We start from the raw sequence: 17,340 nt of genomic DNA on the forward strand, positions 1-17,340 counted from the left end.
GCAGTCGCGCCGCCTCCCGCTCGCCCTCTCCCCTCCCCACCCTGGAGCCGTACCCATGACCGTGCACCCCGCCGAACGCACCGACACCGGACCACTCGACGCCGGACGCACCGACGCCGGACGCATCGCTGAAGGGCGCACCGCGCACCGGGCCGACGCCATCCTGGAGCGCCAGCGCACCCGGGAGTCCTCGGCCCGCACGTACGCCAGGTCGTTCCCCATCGTTCCGGCCCGCGCCCAGGGCATGACCGTCGAAGGGGCCGACGGCCGCCGCTACCTCGACTGCCTCTCCGGCGCCGGCACTCTCGCGCTGGGCCACAACCACCCGGTCGTCACGGAAGCTCTGCAGCGCACCCTCAGCAGCGGAGCGCCCCTGCACGTCCTGGACCTGGCCACCCCGGAGAAGGACGAGTTCACCGACGCGCTGTTCGCCACGCTGCCCAGCGGCTTCGCGGACAAGGCCCGCATCCACTTCTGCGGGCCCGCCGGAACCGACGCGGTGGAAGCCGCGTTCAAGCTGATGCAGACCGCCACGGGGCGGCGCGGTCTGGTCGCCTTCACGGGTGCGTACCACGGGATGACCGCGGGGGCCCTGGCCGCTTCCGGTGGTGTCACCACCAAGCAGCCGGTGCCGGGGATCGCCGCGGACGTGACCCGGCTGCCCTACCCGTACTCCTACCGCTGCCCGTTCGGCGTCGGCGGTGAGCAGGGCGCCCAGCTGTCCTCCGTGTACACCGAGCGCCTGCTGGACGACCCGAACGGCGGCGTCGTGCCGCCCGCCGCGATGATCCTGGAAGCCGTGCAGGGCGAGGGCGGCGCCGTACCGGCCCCGGACGCCTGGTTGCGCGACATGCGCCGCATCACCGCGGAGCGCGACATTCCGCTGATCGTCGACGAGGTGCAGACCGGCGTCGGGCGCACGGGCGCCTTCTGGGCCGTCGAGCACAGCGGGATCGTGCCGGACGCGATGGTGATGTCCAAGGCGATCGGCGGCAGCCTGCCGCTGGCGGTCCTCGTCTACCACGAGGACTACGACGGCTGGCTGCCCGGCGCACACACCGGTACCTTCCGCGGCAACACCCTTGCCATGGCGTCCGGTACGGCGACCCTGCGCTACGTCGCCAAGGAGGGCCTTGCCGACCGGGCCGCCACGGTCGGCGCCCGGATGACGGAGCGGCTGAACGCTCTGCGCGCGGCGCTCCCCGCGATCGGCGACGTACGCGGCCGGGGCCTGATGATCGGTGTCGAGCTGGTCGACCCCGAGGCCGGGCCGGACTCCTGCGGTGCCCGCCCCGCCGCCCCGCAGGTGGCCGCCCAGGTGCGGGCCGCCTGCCTGGAGCGCGGTCTGATCGTGGAACTGGGCGGCCGCTACGACTCGACCGTCCGGCTGCTCCCGCCGCTGATCATCACCGACGAGGAGGCCGAAGCGGTACTGGACCGGCTGACCGACGCCATCGCCACGGTGACGGCTCCTGCGGGCCGGGGCGTGCGGGCATGACGGGGGAGAGGCACGGCCGGGCGACGGCCAACGGGGCACTCGGCGTGGCCCACAAGCCGCACGACGAGCAGGAGGGGTCCGGGCTGCTGGACCGCGAGCGGGAGCATCCGGGACAGCCGGACCTGGAGCGGACCGGCCGGGGGCAGCAAGGCGCGTCCATGCACCGCAACCCCACCTCGGGGACCCGGCCACAGGGCCACCACGACGACGCCCTGAACACCGCACTGTCCGGCGCCGCGGGAGGCCCCTCCGCCCTGGAGCCGCTGGTGCAGACCGTGCTGGAGGCCCTGGCCAAGGGCGCGGCACGGCGCGCCGGGCCGGTGCCCGCCGGCGCCCCCGAGGAACTGGCCGCGCAGTTCGCGCGGGAGTTCGCCGACGCGGAGGGCGACGACGCCCTGCGGCGGCTGACCGAACTCCTGGCGTACGGCAGCGCCGACCCCGCCGACCCCGCCTGCGCCGCGCATCTGCACTGCCCGCCGCTGGCCGTCGCCGTCGCCGCCGACCTCGCCGTCTCCGCGCTCAACCCCTCCCAGGACTCCTGGGACCAGGCGCCCGCCGCCACCGCCGTGGAGACCCTGCTGCTCCAGGAGCTGGCGCAACTCGTCGGGTACGAACCGGCGGAGGCCGCCGGAGTCCTCACCTCGGGCGGCACCGAGTCCAACCTGATGGGCCTGATGCTGGCCCGCGACCGGGTGCTGGGCCGCGCGGCCCAGCGGCAGATCGAGCTGAGCGGCGTACCCGGCACCGGGCCGCGCCCGCGGATCTTCGCCTCCGCCGCCGCCCACTTCTCCGTGCAGCGCTCGGCCGCGCTGCTGGGCCTCGGGGAGGACGCGGTCGTCTCCGTGCCCGTCGACCGCGAGCTGCGGATGAAGCCCGACGCGCTGGCGTCGGCGCTCCGCGACTGCGTCGCGCGCGGTGAGCTGCCGGTGGCCGTCGTCGCCACCGCGGGCACCACCGACACCGGGGCGATCGACCCGCTGCGCACCTGCGCGGCACTGGCCGCCGAGTTCGGTGCCTGGCTGCACGTGGACGCCGCGTACGGCGGCGGCGCACTGCTGTCCGACCGGCTGGCGCCGCTGGTCCGCGGCATCGCGCTGGCCGACTCCGTCTCCCTGGACTGGCACAAGCTCGGCTGGCAGCCCGTCGCCGCGGGCATCTTCCTCGTCCGGCGCGCGGAAACCTACGCCTCGCTCGCCCGCCGTGCCGTCTACCTCAACCCGCAGGACGACGAGGAGGCCGGCTACCCCAGCCTCCTCGGCCTCTCGCTGCGCACCACCCGCCGCGCCGACGCCTTCAAGATCGCCGTCACCCTGCGCACGCTGGGCCGCGAAGGCCTCGGCCGGCTCGTGGACGCCTGCCACGCGCTGGCACTCGGCGGCGCGGAGTGGGCAGGGGCCCACCCCCGGCTGGAGCTGCACTCCGCACCCGTACTGACCGCGTTCCTCTTCCGCTACGTACCCGAGGGTGCCGACCCCGCGCACACCGACCGGGTGAACGCGGCCCTGCGGCGCAGGCTGCTGCGGGAGGGCAGTGCGGTCGTCGGCCGCACCGAACTCCCCGGCGAGGGCCCCGGCCGCGTCCGGCTGAAGCTGACGCTGCTCAACCCGCACACCACCGCCGCCGAGGTCGAGCGCCTGCTGGACACGGTCGTCGCGGCCGGCCTGGCCGAGGAGGAGAACCGGTGAACCGGCCCGACGACGACCTCCGTACGATCACCCCGCCGGAAGTCACCCCGCCCGCGCACGGCCCGGTCGGCCCCGACCCGCTCGACGACCCCGACCCCCTGCGCGCCGGGGACGCCGCGGCGATGGAGACCCTCCTGCGTGCCTACGTTCGGGAGACCGGCACCGAGGTACCCGCCACCGGGCAGGCACTGCTGATCGGCCTGCCCGCCAGCCGCCTCACCCTGCGGGTGCCCGTGCGCTACCGGTCGGCCACCGGCTGGCACCGCTTCGGCGCGCCATCGGTGGTCGCCGGAACCGGCGACCGTGCGGAGCTGCCCCGCACCACGGGCGACGGCGACAGCGCGGAACTGCCCCTGCCCGCCGCAGGCACCGGCGACAGCGCGGAACTGCCGCCACCCGCCGCTTGCACCGGCGACGGCGACAGCGCGGAACTCCCCGCCGACGCCGCACTGGTCGCGGCGGCGCTGATCCGCCAGACCACACTGGGGCGCGGCGTGCTCCCGCACCACGGAGGCGACGCCGCCGCCCGGGTGCTGAACTCCGCCCGGCGCACCGCCACGCACCTCGCCCACCGGCGCGCCGACGCCGGACAGGGGCCGACGCCGTTCCTCGACAGCGAACAGGCACTGCTCCTCGGCCACCCCTTCCACCCCGCGCCCAAGAGCCGCGAGGAGGCCTCGGACGCCGAGCTGGAGGCGTACTCGCCGGAACTGCGGGGCTCCTTCCCCCTGCACTGGTTCGCCGCCCACCCGGACGTCGTCGTGGGCGGGAGCGCCGACGGCCGCACTCCCGCGGAACTGCTGCGTCCGCTCGCCGCCGGTCTCAAGGTGCCCGACGGCATGGTCGCCGTACCCGCGCACCCCTGGCAGGCCAGGGAGGTGCTGTCCCGGCCGGAGGTCGCCGCCCTCGTCGACGCCGGTCTGCTCCGTCCGCTCGGGGCGGCGGGCCCCGACTGGTACCCCACGTCCTCCGTGCGCACCGTGCACCGTCCTGACGCCGAGGTGATGCTGAAGCTGTCACTCGGCATGCGGATCACCAACTCCCGGCGCAACAACCTGCGCGGCGAGATGCGCCTGGGCGTGCGGGCCGCGCAACTGCTTGCCGCGGGCCCGGGGGAGTGGCTGCGGGCCGAGCACCCGGAGTTCGGCATCCTGCGCGAGTTCGCCTGGATCTCCGTCGGCACCGAAGGACCGGAGACGGGCCTGGAGACCGCGATCCGTGACAACCCCTTCCGGGGCGGCGGCGACGGCGCCCCCGAAGGGCTGTGCGTGGCGGGGCTGCTGGCCGAACGCACCGGCCCCGGCGACGGCACCCCGCCGCGCCACCGCGCCCTGCTGAGCGAGGCCGTCGGGCGCGCCGCCCGCGCCCTCGGCGTCCCCCTGCCCGAGGCGTCCGAGCGGTGGCTCACCCGCTACCTGGACGTCCTGGTCGTCCCCCTGATCCGTCTCCACGCGAAGTACGGCATTGCCCTGGAGCCGCACCACCAGAACACCCTGGTGGCCCTCGACGCCCACGGGCTGCCCCGCGCCGGCTGGTACCGCGACAGCCAGGGCTACTACCTGGCCGCCTCCCGCGCCGACGCCGTCGAACGGCTCCTGCCCGGCGCCACGGACGGCGTCGAGCTGGTCTTCGACGACGCCTTCGTCGACGAGCGGGTGGCCTACTACCTCGGCATCAACAACCTGCTCGGTCTCATCGGCGCGTTCGGCGCACTCGGCCTGGCCGACGAGCACCGCCTCCTCGGGACGGCGCGCACCGCCCTGGAGCGGCTGCGCGCCGCCGAGCCCGCCGCCAAGGGCCTGCTCGACCTGCTGCTCGACGCCCCCGTACTGCGCTGCAAGGGCAACTACCTGACCTGCGTGGACGGGCTCGACGAACTCGTCGGCGACGTCCACACCCAGTCCGTCTACATCGATCTCCCCAACCCCCTCACGGAGGCCCAGCGGTGACCGCTCCCTCGTCTTTTGACGACCAGAATCTCCCCTACGATCTGGTCGGCGTCGGCATCGGCCCGTTCAACCTGTCCCTGGCCGCACTGGCGGACGGGGTACCCGGCTTCCGGACCCTCTTCCTGGACGCCAAGCCCGCGTTCTCCTGGCACCCGGGCCTGCTGATGGAGGGCACGACGCTCCAGGTGCCGTTCCTCGCGGACCTGGTCACCATGGCCGACCCGACGAGCCCGTGGTCGTACCTGAACTACCTCCGCATCCACGAGCGGATGTTCAAGTTCTTCTTCTCCGAGCGCTTCCACATCCCGCGCCGCGAGTACGACCACTACTGCCGCTGGGTCGCCGAACGGCTGCCCTCCTGCCGCTTCGACGCCCAGGTCACCTCGCTGGAATGGGACGAGAACGCGGACGCGTTCGCCGTCGTGCACCGCTCCGCCGCCGGCGCCGAGACCCGTGTCCTGGCCCGCCAGGTCGTACTCGGCGTGGGCACCGACCCCGTCGTCCCCGAGCCGCTGCGCCCGCTGCTGACCGGTGACCACACCGGCCGGGTGCTGCACAGCGCCGACTACCGCACCCACCGCGCGCGCCTCGCCGCCGCCGCCGACGTCACGGTCATCGGCTCGGGCCAGTCCGGCGCCGAGGTCGCCCTCGACCTCCTCCGCCACCAGGACGGCGAAGGACAGGGCGGCCCGCACGTCCGCTGGTTCGCCCGCACCACCGCCTTCGCGCCGATGGAGTACTCCAAGATCGGCCTGGAGCACTTCACCCCCGACTACATCCGCTACTTCCGCGACCTCCCCGAAGTCACGCGCGAGCGGCTGGTGCGCGAACAGTGGCAGCTCTACAAGGGCGTCAGCGAGGAGACCCTGGGCGAGATATACGACGAGCTGTACGAGCGCACCATCGGCGGCGGCGAACCCCGCGCCACCCTCCAGCCCGGCGTGGAACTCGTCGCCGCGCGGGCCGACGGCGAGGGCTACCTGCTCACCTGCCGCACCCAGCAGCAGGACTCGCTCTTCGAGGTGCGGACCTCCGCCGTCGTCTCGGCCACCGGGTACACCGCGTCCCGCCCGGTGTTCCTGGAGTCGATGGGCGACCTCGTCGACTGGGACGACAGGGGCCGCTACCAGATCGACGGCGAGTACCGGGTCGCGCTCGACCCGCGCGTGCGCGGCACGCTCTACGTCCAGAACGCCGAGATGCACACGCACGGGGTCGGCGCCCCCGACCTCACCCTCGGCGCCTGGCGCGCCGCGACCATCCTCAACACCGCCACCGGACGCGACGTACTGCCCATCGCCCCCCGGCAGGCGTTCACCACCTTCGGCGCACCGCAGCCGCCCGCGCCCGCCGGACCCGCGGAGGTCCCGGACGGCGAGGCCGCCGCGACCCCGTCCGGCACACCGCGATGACGGTCGCCACGAAGTCCGCGCCGGCCCCGGGCGGCACGGCGCGCCACGCCAGGACGGTGCTCATATCCGTCATCGGCCTCCACCTCGTGGCCGAGACGGCGCTGACGCCCTTCCTGCCGCAGCTCTTCGCGCGGCTCTACGGCATCGAGGACCCGGGAGCGACCGGGCTGTACATCTGGATCTGCCGCATCGCGGGGCTCGCCGCGCTGCCGCTGTGGGGGCTGGCGGCCCGTCGCTGGCCGCTGCACCAACTGGTGCTGGCCGGGCTGTGCGGGACGGCCGTCCTCGACCTCCTCCTCGGCATGGCGCCCAGCTATGCCGCGTACACGACCCTGTCGACGCTCATCGTGATGACCAACAGCGCCCTGCTGCTGGCCTATCCGGCGTTCATCGCCGAGTACGGCGACGCGTCGGAGGGCGGCGAACGGGCCCGGCTCACCGGCGTCTGCACGCTGGTGGTCGTCTTCCACCTGTCCGTCGTGGTCTCGACGATGGTGGGCGCCGGAGTGCTCGCGCTGCCCGAACCCCGCATCGGCATCTCGGCGTTCGCCCTCCTGGACGCGCTGCTGGCCGTGTTCACGTACCGGATCCTCGGCAGGAGCCGCGACGGGAAATCCGCCGCACCGGACGGGTACCGTGACGCGTCCGGGGGCGGTCCCACGGCGACCGAAGCCCAGCTCACCGACGCCGCGCCGGCCGCCGCGCTGGCGGCTGCCGCCGGGCACGGGTCGCCCGTACCTGCGGGCGGCGGGTCGCCCCTACCTGCGGGGCACGGGTCCCCCGTACCCGCCGGTGGCGGGCTGTCCGCTCCTGCCGGTGGCGGGTCGCCCGAACCTGCCGCGCCCGACCCTGCCGCGCCCGCACCGGCCGCTCCGGCGACGGCCGGGACGCCCTCCGCTCCTGGCGGGCGCGGGCGGACGAGCCGCCTCACCTGGTTCACGATGCTCGCCTACGCGGCGCTGATCGGAGTCGCCTTCGACTTCTCCGTCAATGTCGCCCGGCCCTTCTTCACCGAGTTCTCCGAAGGTCTCGGCAGCGGTTCGGTGGGCTCCGCCGTGCTGTTCTTCCTGCCGAGCGTGTCCGCACTTGCCGTGCTGCCGCTGGTACGCCGCTGCCACGACCGGTTCGGTGACCGGCTCCTGCCGCTCGCACTGACGGTGGCCGCGGCCGGGATGGCCTGGTCGTGGCTGGCCGACTCCCTCCCGGAACTGGTCGGCGGCCGACTGCTGTTCGGCGTCGGCCTCGGCCTCGGCCAGGTCGCGGTCGAGCTGCGGATGTTCCGCGCGACCGGCACCGAGGGGCCGGCCTTCACCGCGGTGGAAACGGTCCGCTCCGCAGGACTGCTCGCCGCGCCGCTGGCCGCCACGGCCGCCGTCTCCTCCGACCTGGCACTGCCGCTCGCGGTGGCGGCGGCGGTGCAGCTGTGCGCCGCCGCCCTGTCGGTACGGCGCTTCAAGAACGCGGCCCCGGCCCCATCCGTCCGCGCCGTGCCCGCCGCCCCCGTGGCCGTGCACGGCGCAGATCCCCTGCCGCAGGCAGCCGGCCCCGAGGCGGCCTCCGCGTCCGTTTCCCCGCGGTCCGGCGCCGGGGACCGCACCCCCTCCCTCATGGCCCCGGCCTCACCCCCGTACTCCGAGGAGAACCACCGATGAACCGCACCACTCGCGACGCCTGGGCCCAGGCGGGCCGGCGGCTGCTCGTCAAGGCCGTGGAGGAGTTCGCCTACGAGGAGCTGCTCGTCCCGGCGGCCGACCCGGAGGCCGGCGCCCCGGACGCGTACCGGCTCGACCTCGCCGACGGCGTCCACTGGACGTTCCGGGCGACGCGCGGCACCTTCGGCACCTGGCGGCTGCTGCCCGACACCCTCCAGCGGCACCCCGCACCCGCCGACGGCCGTACGCCAGGACCCGAGCAGCTCCTGCTCGACGCCCGGCCGGTCCTCGGCTGGGACGGACCCACCACCGCCGAGGTGCTGCGCGAGCTCACCGCCACCCGGCGGGCCGAGACCGAGGTCCTCTCCCGCGCGCTGCCCGCCGCCGCGCTCGCCGATCTGGACCACCTCGATCTGGAGGCCCATCAGGACGGGCACCCGTGCATGCTGCTCAACAAGGGGCGCCTCGGCTTCTCCGCCTCGGACGCCGCCGCGTACGCCCCCGAGGCCGCCGGTTCCGTGCACCTGCTCTGGGCCGGTGTCCACCGCAGCCTCGCCTCCTACTCCGGGGTGCCCGGCCTCGACGAGGACACCCTGCTGGCCGAGGAGCTCGCCGAGGACACCCGCAAGCAGTTCGGGGCCGCGCTCCAGGAGACGTGCGCCGAAACGGGCCTGGACCCCGCCGGTTTCCGGTGGCTGCCGGTGCACCCGTTCCACTGGGACGAAGCCGTGGCGACCCTCTTCGCCCCGTATCTCGCCGACGGCCGGATCGTGTTGCTCGGCGAGGGCCCGGACCGCTACCGGCCGCTCCAGTCCATCCGCACCCTGGCGAACCTGGACCACCCGCACCGCCGCAACGTGAAGGTGCCGCTGCTCATCCGCAACACCCTCGTCTGGCGCGGCCTGTCGACGGAACCCACCGAAGCCGCCCCCGATGTGAGCGCCTGGCTGCACGCCGTCCGTGACGCCGACCCCTACCTCCGCGACGAGCTGCGCTTCCACCCGCTCGGCGAAGTGGCGGGCGTGGCCGTGCACCACCCGCTGTACGAGTCGGTGAAGGACGCCCCGTACCGCTACCACGAGCTCCTGGGCGCGGTCTGGCGCGAGCCGGTCGCGGCGCTGCTGGGCGAGGGCGAACAGGCCCGCACCATGGCCGCCCTGCTCAAGACCGGATCGGACGGCCGCGCCCTGGTGAGCGAACTCGTCGACAGGTCCGGGCTCTCCCCGCACGCCTGGCTGGAGCGCTTCTTCGGCGCCCTGCTGCCCGGCCTGCTGCACTACCTCTACCGGTACGGGGTGGCCTACTGCCCGCACGGCGAGAACACGGTCGTCCTCTACGACGCGTCCGACACCCCGATCGGCATCGCGGTCAAGGACTTCGCCGAGGACGTCAACCTGCTGCCCGGCAGCCACCCGGAGTACGCCGGACTCTCCGAGCGCGCCGACGCGCTGCTGCTGCGCTGGCCCGCGGGCGAACTGGCCCACTCGCTGCTCAGCGCCGTCTTCGCCGGTCACTTCCGGTTCTTCGCCCCCCTGGCAGCCGAGCACCTGGGCGTACCGGAGGACGAATTCTGGGCCATGGTCCGTGCCGAGATCGAGCGCTACCACGCCCGCTTCCCCGAACTGGCCGACCGGTACGACGACTTCGGCCTGCTGGCCGCGGAGTTCGACCGGGTGGCGCTCAACCGTGAACAGCTCCTCGGCGGCGGCTTCCACGACCGCGCCGAGAAGGACGAAGGCTTCGACCTGGTCCACGGCACCCTCCACAATCCCCTCGCCACCGCGACCGCCGGCTCCCACGAGCCGCAGGTCCCCCAGGAACACCAGGAGCAGATATGACCGACTGGCCGTACGAAGAACTGCGCGTCGCAGCGGACGAGGGCCGCATCGAGGAGGTCGTCGTCAGCGTCCCCGACCTCCAGGGCAGGCTCCAGGGCAGCAGGCTGTCCGTGCCGTACTTCCTGGAGGAGGCCGCCGAGCGGGGCTTCGGCGCCTGCGTGTACCTCCTCGCGTCCGACGTCGAGATGGGCACCGGATCCGGTTACGCGATCGACGCCTGGGAGAGCGGCTTCGGCGACTTCGTCCTGCGGCCCGACCCGGCGACGCTGCGCACCCTGCCCTGGGACCCGGGCACCGCGCTCGTCCTCGCCGACGCCGTCTGGCCGGGCGGCGAGCCGGTCGAGGTGGCCCCGCGCCAGATCCTGCGCACCCAGCTCGACCGGCTCGCCGAGCGCGGCCTGACCGCCTTCGCGGGCACCGAGCTGGAGTTCCTGATCTTCCACGAGACGTACCGGCAGGCCTGGGACCGCCGCTACCAGGGCCTGGAGACCGCCACCGCCTACAACGTCGACTACTCCCTCCAGGGCCTGGCCGAGATCGAACCCGTGGTCCGCCGCATCCGCCGGGAAATGGGGCGTGCCGGGCTCCGCATGGAGACCGCCAGGGGCGAGTGCCACGCCGGCCAGTACGAGATCGTCTTCCGCTACGACGAGGCGATGAAGACCTGCGACAACCACGTCGTCTTCAAGAACGGCGCGAAGCAGATCGCCGCCCAGGAGGGCGTCGCCCTCACCTTCATGCCCAAGTACGACGAGGGCGAGGGCAACTCCTGCCACATCCACCTCTCGCTGCGCGGCACCGACGGCTCCGCCGCCCTCGCCGACCCGGCGGCGCAGGACGGCATGTCCGAACTGATGCGGCACTTCGTCGCCGGCCAGCTCGCCTGCCTCGCCGACTTCACGCTGCTGATGGCGCCGAACATCAACTCCTACAAGCGCCTCCAGCCGGGCGCGTTCGCGCCCACCGGCATCACCTGGGGCCGGGACAACCGCACCTGCCCGGTCCGCGTCGTGGGCTCCGGCCACTCGCTGCGGATCGAGCACCGGGTGCCGGGCGGCGACGCCAACCCCTATCTCGCCGTCGCCGCCGCGGTGGCCGCAGGCCTGTACGGCATCGAGAACCGTCTCGAACTCCCGGCGCCGCACACCGCCAACGCACTGGCCGACCCGTCCGTGCAGAGGCTGCCCCGCACGCTCACCGAGGCGCTGCACCGGTGGGAGAACAGCGAGTTCGCCGCCAAGATCTTCGGCGAGGCCGTCGTCGGCCACTACGCACAGGCCGCCCGCACCGAACTGGCCGCCTTCGAGACGGCGGTCACCGACTGGGAGCGGGTGCGGGGCTTCGAACGCCTGTAACGGGCACCTGCGTCGGCGGGCGTGAACGCGACGGCCTTCGCAGGTGACCGCGGCGGCTGTCGCGTGTGACCGCGGTGGCCTTCGTCCGTGACCGGCGAGTGAGCGTGGCGAGAGCGGCGACTGGAAGCGTGAAGTCCGTCAAGCAAGACCGCTCCCGCGCCGGGTGGAAGACCGCCCGGCGCGAATCGAAACGGAGTTCCGCGATGCGCGCCAAGAAGACGAAGTTCGCCCAAGTGCTGGTCACCGCCCTGTTCGCCGCCGCGGGGCTCCTCGCGGCCACACCCGCCCCGGCTCAGGAAGTGCCGGCGGACTGGCACTGCGAGAGGTGGGGATTCTGCATCTACACGGGCGACCACGGTGACGGCCGGGTGATCACGATGAGGAGCGGGGTGTTCGACCTGGCGGGTGTGGCCGGCGGTGTTCTCGACAACAACGTCCGTTCCGTCAAGAACATCTCGGGCAAGACCTGGTGCCTGTACGACCGGGCAGGCTACGGCGGGGAACTGACGCGGATCCTCGACGGATACACCGGTCCGATCCAGTTCCACGGCATCGGCGACAGGGTGTCCTCCGTCCGCGCCTGCTGACAGCCGAGGGCAGCCGGCCGGAGGGATCCTGTCCCCCCGGCCGGCAACTCCGGCCAGGCCCCCCCGCATCCCACAGGGCCCGACGGCGCGGTCCCGCCGCCTCAGGCCGGGGGCCGGCCGGGCCCGGCGTACGACAGCATCTCGTCGATGAGAGTGAGGACGAGGGCGATACCGTCGGCAGCGGCCGCGCCCCGGCCCCACTCCTGCGCGTACACCTCCGGCCCCAGACCTTCCCGGGCCAGACCTTCCGTACGTGTGTGCACCGTGTGGAACGGCTGGAGGCCGGTCAGCGCGACACCGGTGATGCGGCGCAACCGGTCGGCGGCGCCGAGGATCCGGGCCGCGCGCCGGGGGTGCCCCAGCGCACCGGCCGCCCAGGCGATCGTCTCCACCCCCCAGACGGGACCCCAGCTGTCGGCGATGGCGCGCTGGCGCACGAGTGCGTCGCGCAGGAGACCGAGGGCGCGGCGCGGTTCGCCGTGCAGCAGTTCGGTGAGGCCCGTGCACCACAGGGCCCACGAGCGGGCCCACTCGGCTCCGCTCTCCTCGGCTTCCCTCACGTACGTACGACAGGCGCGCCGGGCGTCCTCCCGGGGACCGAGGAACGCGGCGGCCATGGCCCACATCATGGTCGACATGTGTGCGTCGCCGGTGTGCCCGGCGGCGCGGAAGGCGTCCCGGGCGCGGGCGAGCAGGGCGACGCAGCCGGGACTGCCGTGGACCAGGAAGTCGTAGGCGCCCTCGATGTACAGGGCCGGTGGCGTCGCAGGGTGCTGCCCGGCCGTCCGGCAGGCGTCGGTGAACTCCCGCGCCGCTGGCCTGTCGCCCTGGCAGAGCGCGATCCACGCCTTCATGGCGGTGGCCAGGTCGTTCACCTCGTCGGGCAGTTCGCTCTTGGGGCCGGTGAGGGTCTCCAGCCAGTGGCGTCCCTCGGCCGGGGTGCCGCCGAAGAACCAGAACCGGGTACGGGTGAGGTTGACGGCGATCTCCACCCCGACGGCCGCCCGGCCGGGGCGGGCACGGCAGGACTCCAGGGCGACCCTGATGTTGGGCACCTCCGCGCGGAGCCGCAGCAGCCACGCGACCTCTTCGGGCCCGCACCACTCGGCGGCGGCGCGGACCGTCATGCGGTGGTAGTGGGCGCAGTGCCGCAGGCGCAACTCCGTTGCCGAGCCCGCCTGTTCCTCCAGCCGGGCCGCGCCGTACTGCCGGATGGTCTCCAGCAGCCGGTAGCGGGCGGCTCCGCCCGTCTCCTCGACGACCACGACGGACTTGTGGACCAGCGCGGTCAGGAGGTCCAGCACCTCGTGGGCGGCGATGCCGTCACCCGCGCACACGGATTCCGCCGCCTCCAGGTCGCAGCCGCCCGCGAAGACCGAGAGCCGGTTCCACAGCAGCCGTTCGCCGGGGGAGCACAGCGAATGGCTCCAGTCGATGACGCCGCGCAGGGTCTGCTGGTACCGGTGCGGCGAGCCGGTGCGCGGCGCTGCCAGCAGCCGGAAGCGGTCCTCCAGACGTGCCAGAACCTGCTCGACGCTCAGGGAGGAGAGGCGGACGGCGGCCAGTTCGATGGCCAGGGGGATGCCGTCGAGCCGTCGGCAGAGTTCGGCGGCAGGCGCACTGTCGGCGTAGCAACGGGCCGATGCCGGGGCGCAGCCGGCGGCGCGCTCGGTGAGCAGTAGCAGCGCCTCGGAGGGGGTGGCGCCGTGCGGATCGGGGAGGGTGAGTCCGGGAACGACCAGGACGTGTTCGGCCGGTACGCCGAAGCGCTCGCGGCTCGTGGCCAGGACGCGCAGCCCGGGAGCGGCCCGCAGCAGCCCGAGTGCGAGCGCGGCCACCGCGTCGACCAGATGCTCGCAGTTGTCCAGGACGAGCAGGAGGCTGCGGCCCCGGAGGTGATCGGCCACCGCGTCGGCGGCGGGGCGGGCCGACTGGTCCCGTACACCGAGGGCGTCGGCGACCGCCAGGCCCAGGAGCGCGGGTTCGGAGAGGGCGGCGAGATCGGCGAGCCACACCCCGTCGGCGAAGTCGGCAGCCGCGTGCCGGGCGGCGCGCAGCGCGAGCCGCGTCTTGCCCACGCCGCCCACACCGGTGAGGGTGACCAGCCGGGAGTGCTGCAGCAGGCCCCGGACGTCGGCGAGTTGGCTTTCCCGCCCGACGAAGGTGGTCGTCTCCGCGGGCAGATTCCCCTGGGGCCCGGGGCCGGTGGCGGACCCGGTGGCGGAGCCGGCCCCGGAGATGAGGCCCGGCCCGGAGCCGACGCCGGGCCCCGAGGTCACGGCGACCCCTCTGGTTGCCGGTTGCGCTGCGGCTGCCGGACGCGGACCGGCTGCCGGCTGAGGACCGATCGTCTTTCGTGGAGCGGCAGTTGGCTCCGGGACGGCCGTCAATTCCGGGTCGGCTGTCAGAATGCGCTGGTGCATCACCCGCAGGCCGTCCCCCGGGTCCGCCCCCAACTCCTCTGCCAGCAGGGTGCCCACCTTGCGGTAACAGGCCAGTGCCTCGCCCTGACGGCCGCACCGGTAGAGCGCCAGCATCCGCTGGGCCCAGAACCGTTCGCGCAGGGGGTGCCGCTCGGTGAGCGCACACAGTTCGGGCAGGACGTCCGCAGGGCGCCCCCGGGCAAGGTCCGCGTCGATGCACAGTTCCTGTGCGTGCAAGCGCTGTTCGACCAGGCCGGGGACGACGTCAGGGAACAGTTCGCCCGGCAGGTCCGACAGCGGCTCGCCGCGCCACAGCGCCAGCCCCTCGCGCAGCAGTTCCGCGGCGCCCGCGGGGTCGCCCGCCTCCAGCGCCGCCGCCCCCTGCCGTACGAGTGCGGCGAAGCGGTACGTGTCCAGGGCCGCCGGATCGACGTCGATCGCGTAACCGCGGCCATGGGTGCGGACGAGCTCGGGCCCAAGGGCCCGCCGCAACCGCAGTACGTAGTTCTGCAGGGTGTTGCGGGCCCCTCGCGGGGGATCGCCGCCCCACACCCGGTCCACGAGCGTGTCGACGGGGACGGCCCCGCCGGCGTCGTGGAGCAGGGCGGCGAGCAGCACCCGCAGCCGGGTGGCACCGAGCCCCACGGGCAGCCCGTCCCGCAGGATTTCCAGTGGTCCCAGGAGCCTGAACTCGTACTGTGCGCCCATTCGCATGAGCGTAGGACCTCGCGTCACCACTCCGCTACTTTGCGTGAGTGCGGTCCGGGCTGGTAGGCGGCCGGGCGGCCCAGGGCTGCGAGGTCAGCGGGTGCGGCGGATGCGGATCGGGCCGCGTGCCTGCGCCGGGTCGACGGGGCGGCCTGCCTGGGTGAGCTCCACCTCGCCCGCCTCGACCAGCCGGCGGGCCGCGCGACGGGTCGGTTCCATCAGCGCGCGCCAGCCCTCGTCCTCCCCCTCGTACGCGGCCCGTGCGGCGTCGGAGGGGCAGATGGTCGTGTCCGGGCCGCGCTGGTCGAGCAGCTTCAGGATGGTCCGCTCCAGCCGCCGTTCCGTCTGTCGTTCGCTCTCGGTCATCCGTCAGTATCGCCACGGCCGGCGCCCGACGGCCCGTCGGCGCCGTCTCGTGGCCCCCTGAGTCAGAGGGGCGCGACGCAGGTGCCGGTCCGTCCAGGAGCGCCGCTCAGGTACTCGGCGTGCATCAGATAGTCCGTGGGGCCGCACGACGCCGCGTCCTTCACCCGGTACTCCGCGGAGGAGGACCCGCAGTCCACCTTCGTCAGCCGCTGTTCGGGCCACTCGTCCTCGTTGCGTACGCAGTCACCCACCGACAGCGCCACCGGGGCGTCGTCCCCCGCGAGCAGTCCCACGGCCAGCAGCACCGGAACCGCCACCGCCACCAACGCGAAGGGGGCGAGGATCAGCATGGCGGGGGCCCGGCGCAGAACCCGGCGGCCCGGGTCCAGTGGCGGCCGTACGGCACCGTACGGCTCGGACAGCCGCCGCAGCGCGGCCCGCGCGCCCAGGACGTTGCCCAGGACCACGAACGGCGTGACGAACAGCGAGAAGAAGCCCCACCAGCCGGTCACCAGGGTGCTGGAGGTCAGCTGCCGGTAGACGGCGAGCCCGCACGTGCGGCAGTAGACCGCGCGCCGCGTGACCGTGCGCATGATCACGACCATGCCCTGATGGGAGCGGACGGTCACCCCGGCCGCGGGCCGCGCCCCGCAGACCTCGCATCCCGGCTGCGGTTCCGGCGGCCCCGAAGGTACGTCGTGGCCGGGATACCCGTACAGCTGCGGCGAGTTGGGTAGGGCGTACGGCTGCGGCTGCCCCGGCGGCGGGCCGAAGGAGCCCGGCTGGTGGCGCGCGTCCGGATACGGGTAACTCATGGCGTGGCCCTTTGCGTCGACGAAACCAGCACCCTAACCGGAGCCGTACCGCGCATCAGTTCGGCGAACACATTGGCCAATGAACAGCTGATCCCGGGAAAACGGCTTAAGTTGGGGGCTGATCATCCACGACGTGCCGCAGGAGGCGCCCCGTGTCCGACCGTAACCCCCCTGTTGTCTCGGCCGCCGAACTGAACAAGCGGATCGATACGGCCACCCCGCACTCCGCACGCTTCTGGAACTACTTCGTGGGCGGCAAGGACAACTACGAAGTGGACCGCGAGCTCGGCGACCACATCAGGGAGATATTCCCCGGCCTGGCCGACGTGGCGCGCACGAGCCGCCAGTTCCTGGGCCGTACGGTCCGCCACCTCGCCCAGGAGGAGGGCGTCCGGCAGTTCCTGGACATCGGCACCGGTCTGCCGACCGCCGACAACACCCACCAGGTCGCCCAGCGGACCGCCCCGGACTCGAAGATCGTGTACGTCGACAACGACCCCCTGGTGCTCGCCCACGCGCGCGCCCTGCTCACGAGCACGCCGGAGGGGGAGACCGCCTACATCGACGCCAACCTCTACGAACCCGAGGCCATCCTGAAGGCGGCCGCCGAGACGCTGGACCTCTCCAGGCCGGTCGCCCTCGTCATCCTCAACACCCTCGGCCACGTCGCCGATCACGAGCAGGCACGCACGCTGGTGTCCCGGCTGATGGCTGGTCTGCCGTCGGGCAGCCACCTGGTGATCAGCGACAGCACCTCGACCAGCCCGGGCATGATCGCGGCGTCGGAGGCGTACAACAAGAGCGGCGCGGTGCCCTACTACGTGCGCAGCGTCGAGGAGATCACGGGCTTCTTCGACGGCCTCGACCTGCTGGAGCCGGGCATCGTCGAGGTCACGCGGTGGCGGCCGGAATCCGCGGACGCGTCCGGCACCTCGGTGACCGTCGACGCCTACGGCGGGGTGGGCCGGAAGCCGTAACCGCGCGTCGGCGGAGCGGTTACCTCTCCCCGCCGCCCCGCCGCCCCGCCGCCCCGCCGGCCGCCGGTCCGCGGG

12 protein-coding genes are annotated in these 17,340 nt (G+C 73.7%); 9 read left to right on the top strand and 3 right to left on the bottom strand.

What is annotated here, in order from left to right; genetic code table 11:
* Nucleotides 1–55: 55 nt before the first annotated feature.
* From ACFWVV_RS23030 to ACFWVV_RS23065, 8 genes are all read left to right on the top strand, one after another.
* Nucleotides 56–1,498 carry a diaminobutyrate--2-oxoglutarate transaminase gene (locus ACFWVV_RS23030; RefSeq protein ID WP_384348670.1) on the top strand — a complete coding sequence of 481 codons (1,443 nt, stop codon included), beginning with the start codon at nt 56–58 and terminating at the stop codon, nt 1,496–1,498.
* Nucleotides 1,495–3,183: a pyridoxal phosphate-dependent decarboxylase family protein gene (locus ACFWVV_RS23035; RefSeq protein WP_384348667.1), complete on the top strand. Its 1,689-nt coding sequence runs from the start codon at nt 1,495–1,497 to the stop codon at nt 3,181–3,183. The genes ACFWVV_RS23030 and ACFWVV_RS23035 overlap by 4 nt, the downstream gene beginning before the upstream one ends.
* Nucleotides 3,180–5,132 carry an IucA/IucC family protein gene (locus tag ACFWVV_RS23040; RefSeq protein ID WP_384348664.1) on the top strand — a complete coding sequence of 651 codons (1,953 nt, stop codon included), beginning with the start codon at nt 3,180–3,182 and terminating at the stop codon, nt 5,130–5,132. The genes ACFWVV_RS23035 and ACFWVV_RS23040 overlap by 4 nt, the downstream gene beginning before the upstream one ends.
* Complete coding sequence (locus tag ACFWVV_RS23045; protein WP_384348661.1) at nt 5,129–6,544, top strand: lysine N(6)-hydroxylase/L-ornithine N(5)-oxygenase family protein; 1,416 nt, start codon at nt 5,129–5,131, stop codon at nt 6,542–6,544. The genes ACFWVV_RS23040 and ACFWVV_RS23045 overlap by 4 nt, the downstream gene beginning before the upstream one ends.
* Nucleotides 6,541–8,196 (top strand): hypothetical protein, encoded by a 1,656-nt coding sequence (locus tag ACFWVV_RS23050; RefSeq protein WP_384348658.1) that lies wholly within the window; start codon nt 6,541–6,543, stop codon nt 8,194–8,196. The genes ACFWVV_RS23045 and ACFWVV_RS23050 overlap by 4 nt, the downstream gene beginning before the upstream one ends.
* Complete coding sequence (locus ACFWVV_RS23055; protein ID WP_384348655.1) at nt 8,193–10,034, top strand: IucA/IucC family protein; 1,842 nt, start codon at nt 8,193–8,195, stop codon at nt 10,032–10,034. Before ACFWVV_RS23050 ends, ACFWVV_RS23055 begins: the two co-directional genes overlap by 4 nt.
* Nucleotides 10,031–11,389 carry a glutamine synthetase family protein gene (locus tag ACFWVV_RS23060; protein WP_384348652.1) on the top strand — a complete coding sequence of 453 codons (1,359 nt, stop codon included), beginning with the start codon at nt 10,031–10,033 and terminating at the stop codon, nt 11,387–11,389. The genes ACFWVV_RS23055 and ACFWVV_RS23060 overlap by 4 nt, the downstream gene beginning before the upstream one ends.
* Before the next feature lie 203 nt (nt 11,390–11,592).
* The gene (locus ACFWVV_RS23065) at nt 11,593–11,976 is read left to right on the top strand and encodes a peptidase inhibitor family I36 protein (protein ID WP_384348650.1); all 384 of its coding nucleotides are present in this window, start codon (nt 11,593–11,595) and stop codon (nt 11,974–11,976) included.
* 101 nt (nt 11,977–12,077) lie between these two features.
* Here ACFWVV_RS23065 and ACFWVV_RS23070 read toward each other — a convergent pair whose 3' ends face one another.
* The 3 genes from ACFWVV_RS23070 to ACFWVV_RS23080 form a co-directional block, all read right to left on the bottom strand.
* On the bottom strand, nt 12,078–15,107 hold the full coding sequence (locus tag ACFWVV_RS23070) for a BTAD domain-containing putative transcriptional regulator (RefSeq protein WP_384348647.1): 3,030 nt from the start codon (nt 15,105–15,107) through the stop codon (nt 12,078–12,080).
* A 93-nt stretch (nt 15,108–15,200) separates the two neighbouring features.
* Nucleotides 15,201–15,473: a DUF3253 domain-containing protein gene (locus ACFWVV_RS23075; protein ID WP_384348645.1), complete on the bottom strand. Its 273-nt coding sequence runs from the start codon at nt 15,471–15,473 to the stop codon at nt 15,201–15,203.
* Between the two features lie 62 nt (nt 15,474–15,535).
* Nucleotides 15,536–16,288, bottom strand: coding sequence for a hypothetical protein (locus tag ACFWVV_RS23080; RefSeq protein ID WP_384348642.1), 753 nt, complete (start codon nt 16,286–16,288; stop codon nt 15,536–15,538).
* A gap of 152 nt (nt 16,289–16,440) precedes the next feature.
* Here ACFWVV_RS23080 and ACFWVV_RS23085 point away from each other — a divergent pair, with 152 nt between their 5' ends.
* Nucleotides 16,441–17,265 carry an SAM-dependent methyltransferase gene (locus ACFWVV_RS23085; protein ID WP_384348640.1) on the top strand — a complete coding sequence of 275 codons (825 nt, stop codon included), beginning with the start codon at nt 16,441–16,443 and terminating at the stop codon, nt 17,263–17,265.
* The last annotated feature ends 75 nt before the right edge of the window (nt 17,266–17,340 follow it).

Source organism: Streptomyces sp. NPDC058663 (assembly GCF_042716745.1).
In the GTDB taxonomy this organism is placed as follows: domain Bacteria; phylum Actinomycetota; class Actinomycetes; order Streptomycetales; family Streptomycetaceae; genus Streptomyces.

What these genes read in the sequence shown, in the direction of transcription:
- ACFWVV_RS23030 (WP_384348670.1), top strand. Translation starts at nt 56, where the DNA reads ATGACCGTGCACCCCGCCGAACGCACCGACACCGGACCACTCGACGCC.
- ACFWVV_RS23060 (WP_384348652.1), top strand. Translation starts at nt 10,031, where the DNA reads ATGACCGACTGGCCGTACGAAGAACTGCGCGTCGCAGCGGACGAGGGC.
- ACFWVV_RS23075 (WP_384348645.1), bottom strand. Translation starts at nt 15,473, where the DNA reads ATGACCGAGAGCGAACGACAGACGGAACGGCGGCTGGAGCGGACCATC.
- ACFWVV_RS23055 (WP_384348655.1), top strand. Translation starts at nt 8,193, where the DNA reads ATGAACCGCACCACTCGCGACGCCTGGGCCCAGGCGGGCCGGCGGCTG.
- ACFWVV_RS23070 (WP_384348647.1), bottom strand. Translation starts at nt 15,107, where the DNA reads ATGGGCGCACAGTACGAGTTCAGGCTCCTGGGACCACTGGAAATCCTG.
- ACFWVV_RS23065 (WP_384348650.1), top strand. Translation starts at nt 11,593, where the DNA reads ATGCGCGCCAAGAAGACGAAGTTCGCCCAAGTGCTGGTCACCGCCCTG.
- ACFWVV_RS23035 (WP_384348667.1), top strand. Translation starts at nt 1,495, where the DNA reads ATGACGGGGGAGAGGCACGGCCGGGCGACGGCCAACGGGGCACTCGGC.
- ACFWVV_RS23050 (WP_384348658.1), top strand. Translation starts at nt 6,541, where the DNA reads ATGACGGTCGCCACGAAGTCCGCGCCGGCCCCGGGCGGCACGGCGCGC.
- ACFWVV_RS23080 (WP_384348642.1), bottom strand. Translation starts at nt 16,288, where the DNA reads ATGAGTTACCCGTATCCGGACGCGCGCCACCAGCCGGGCTCCTTCGGC.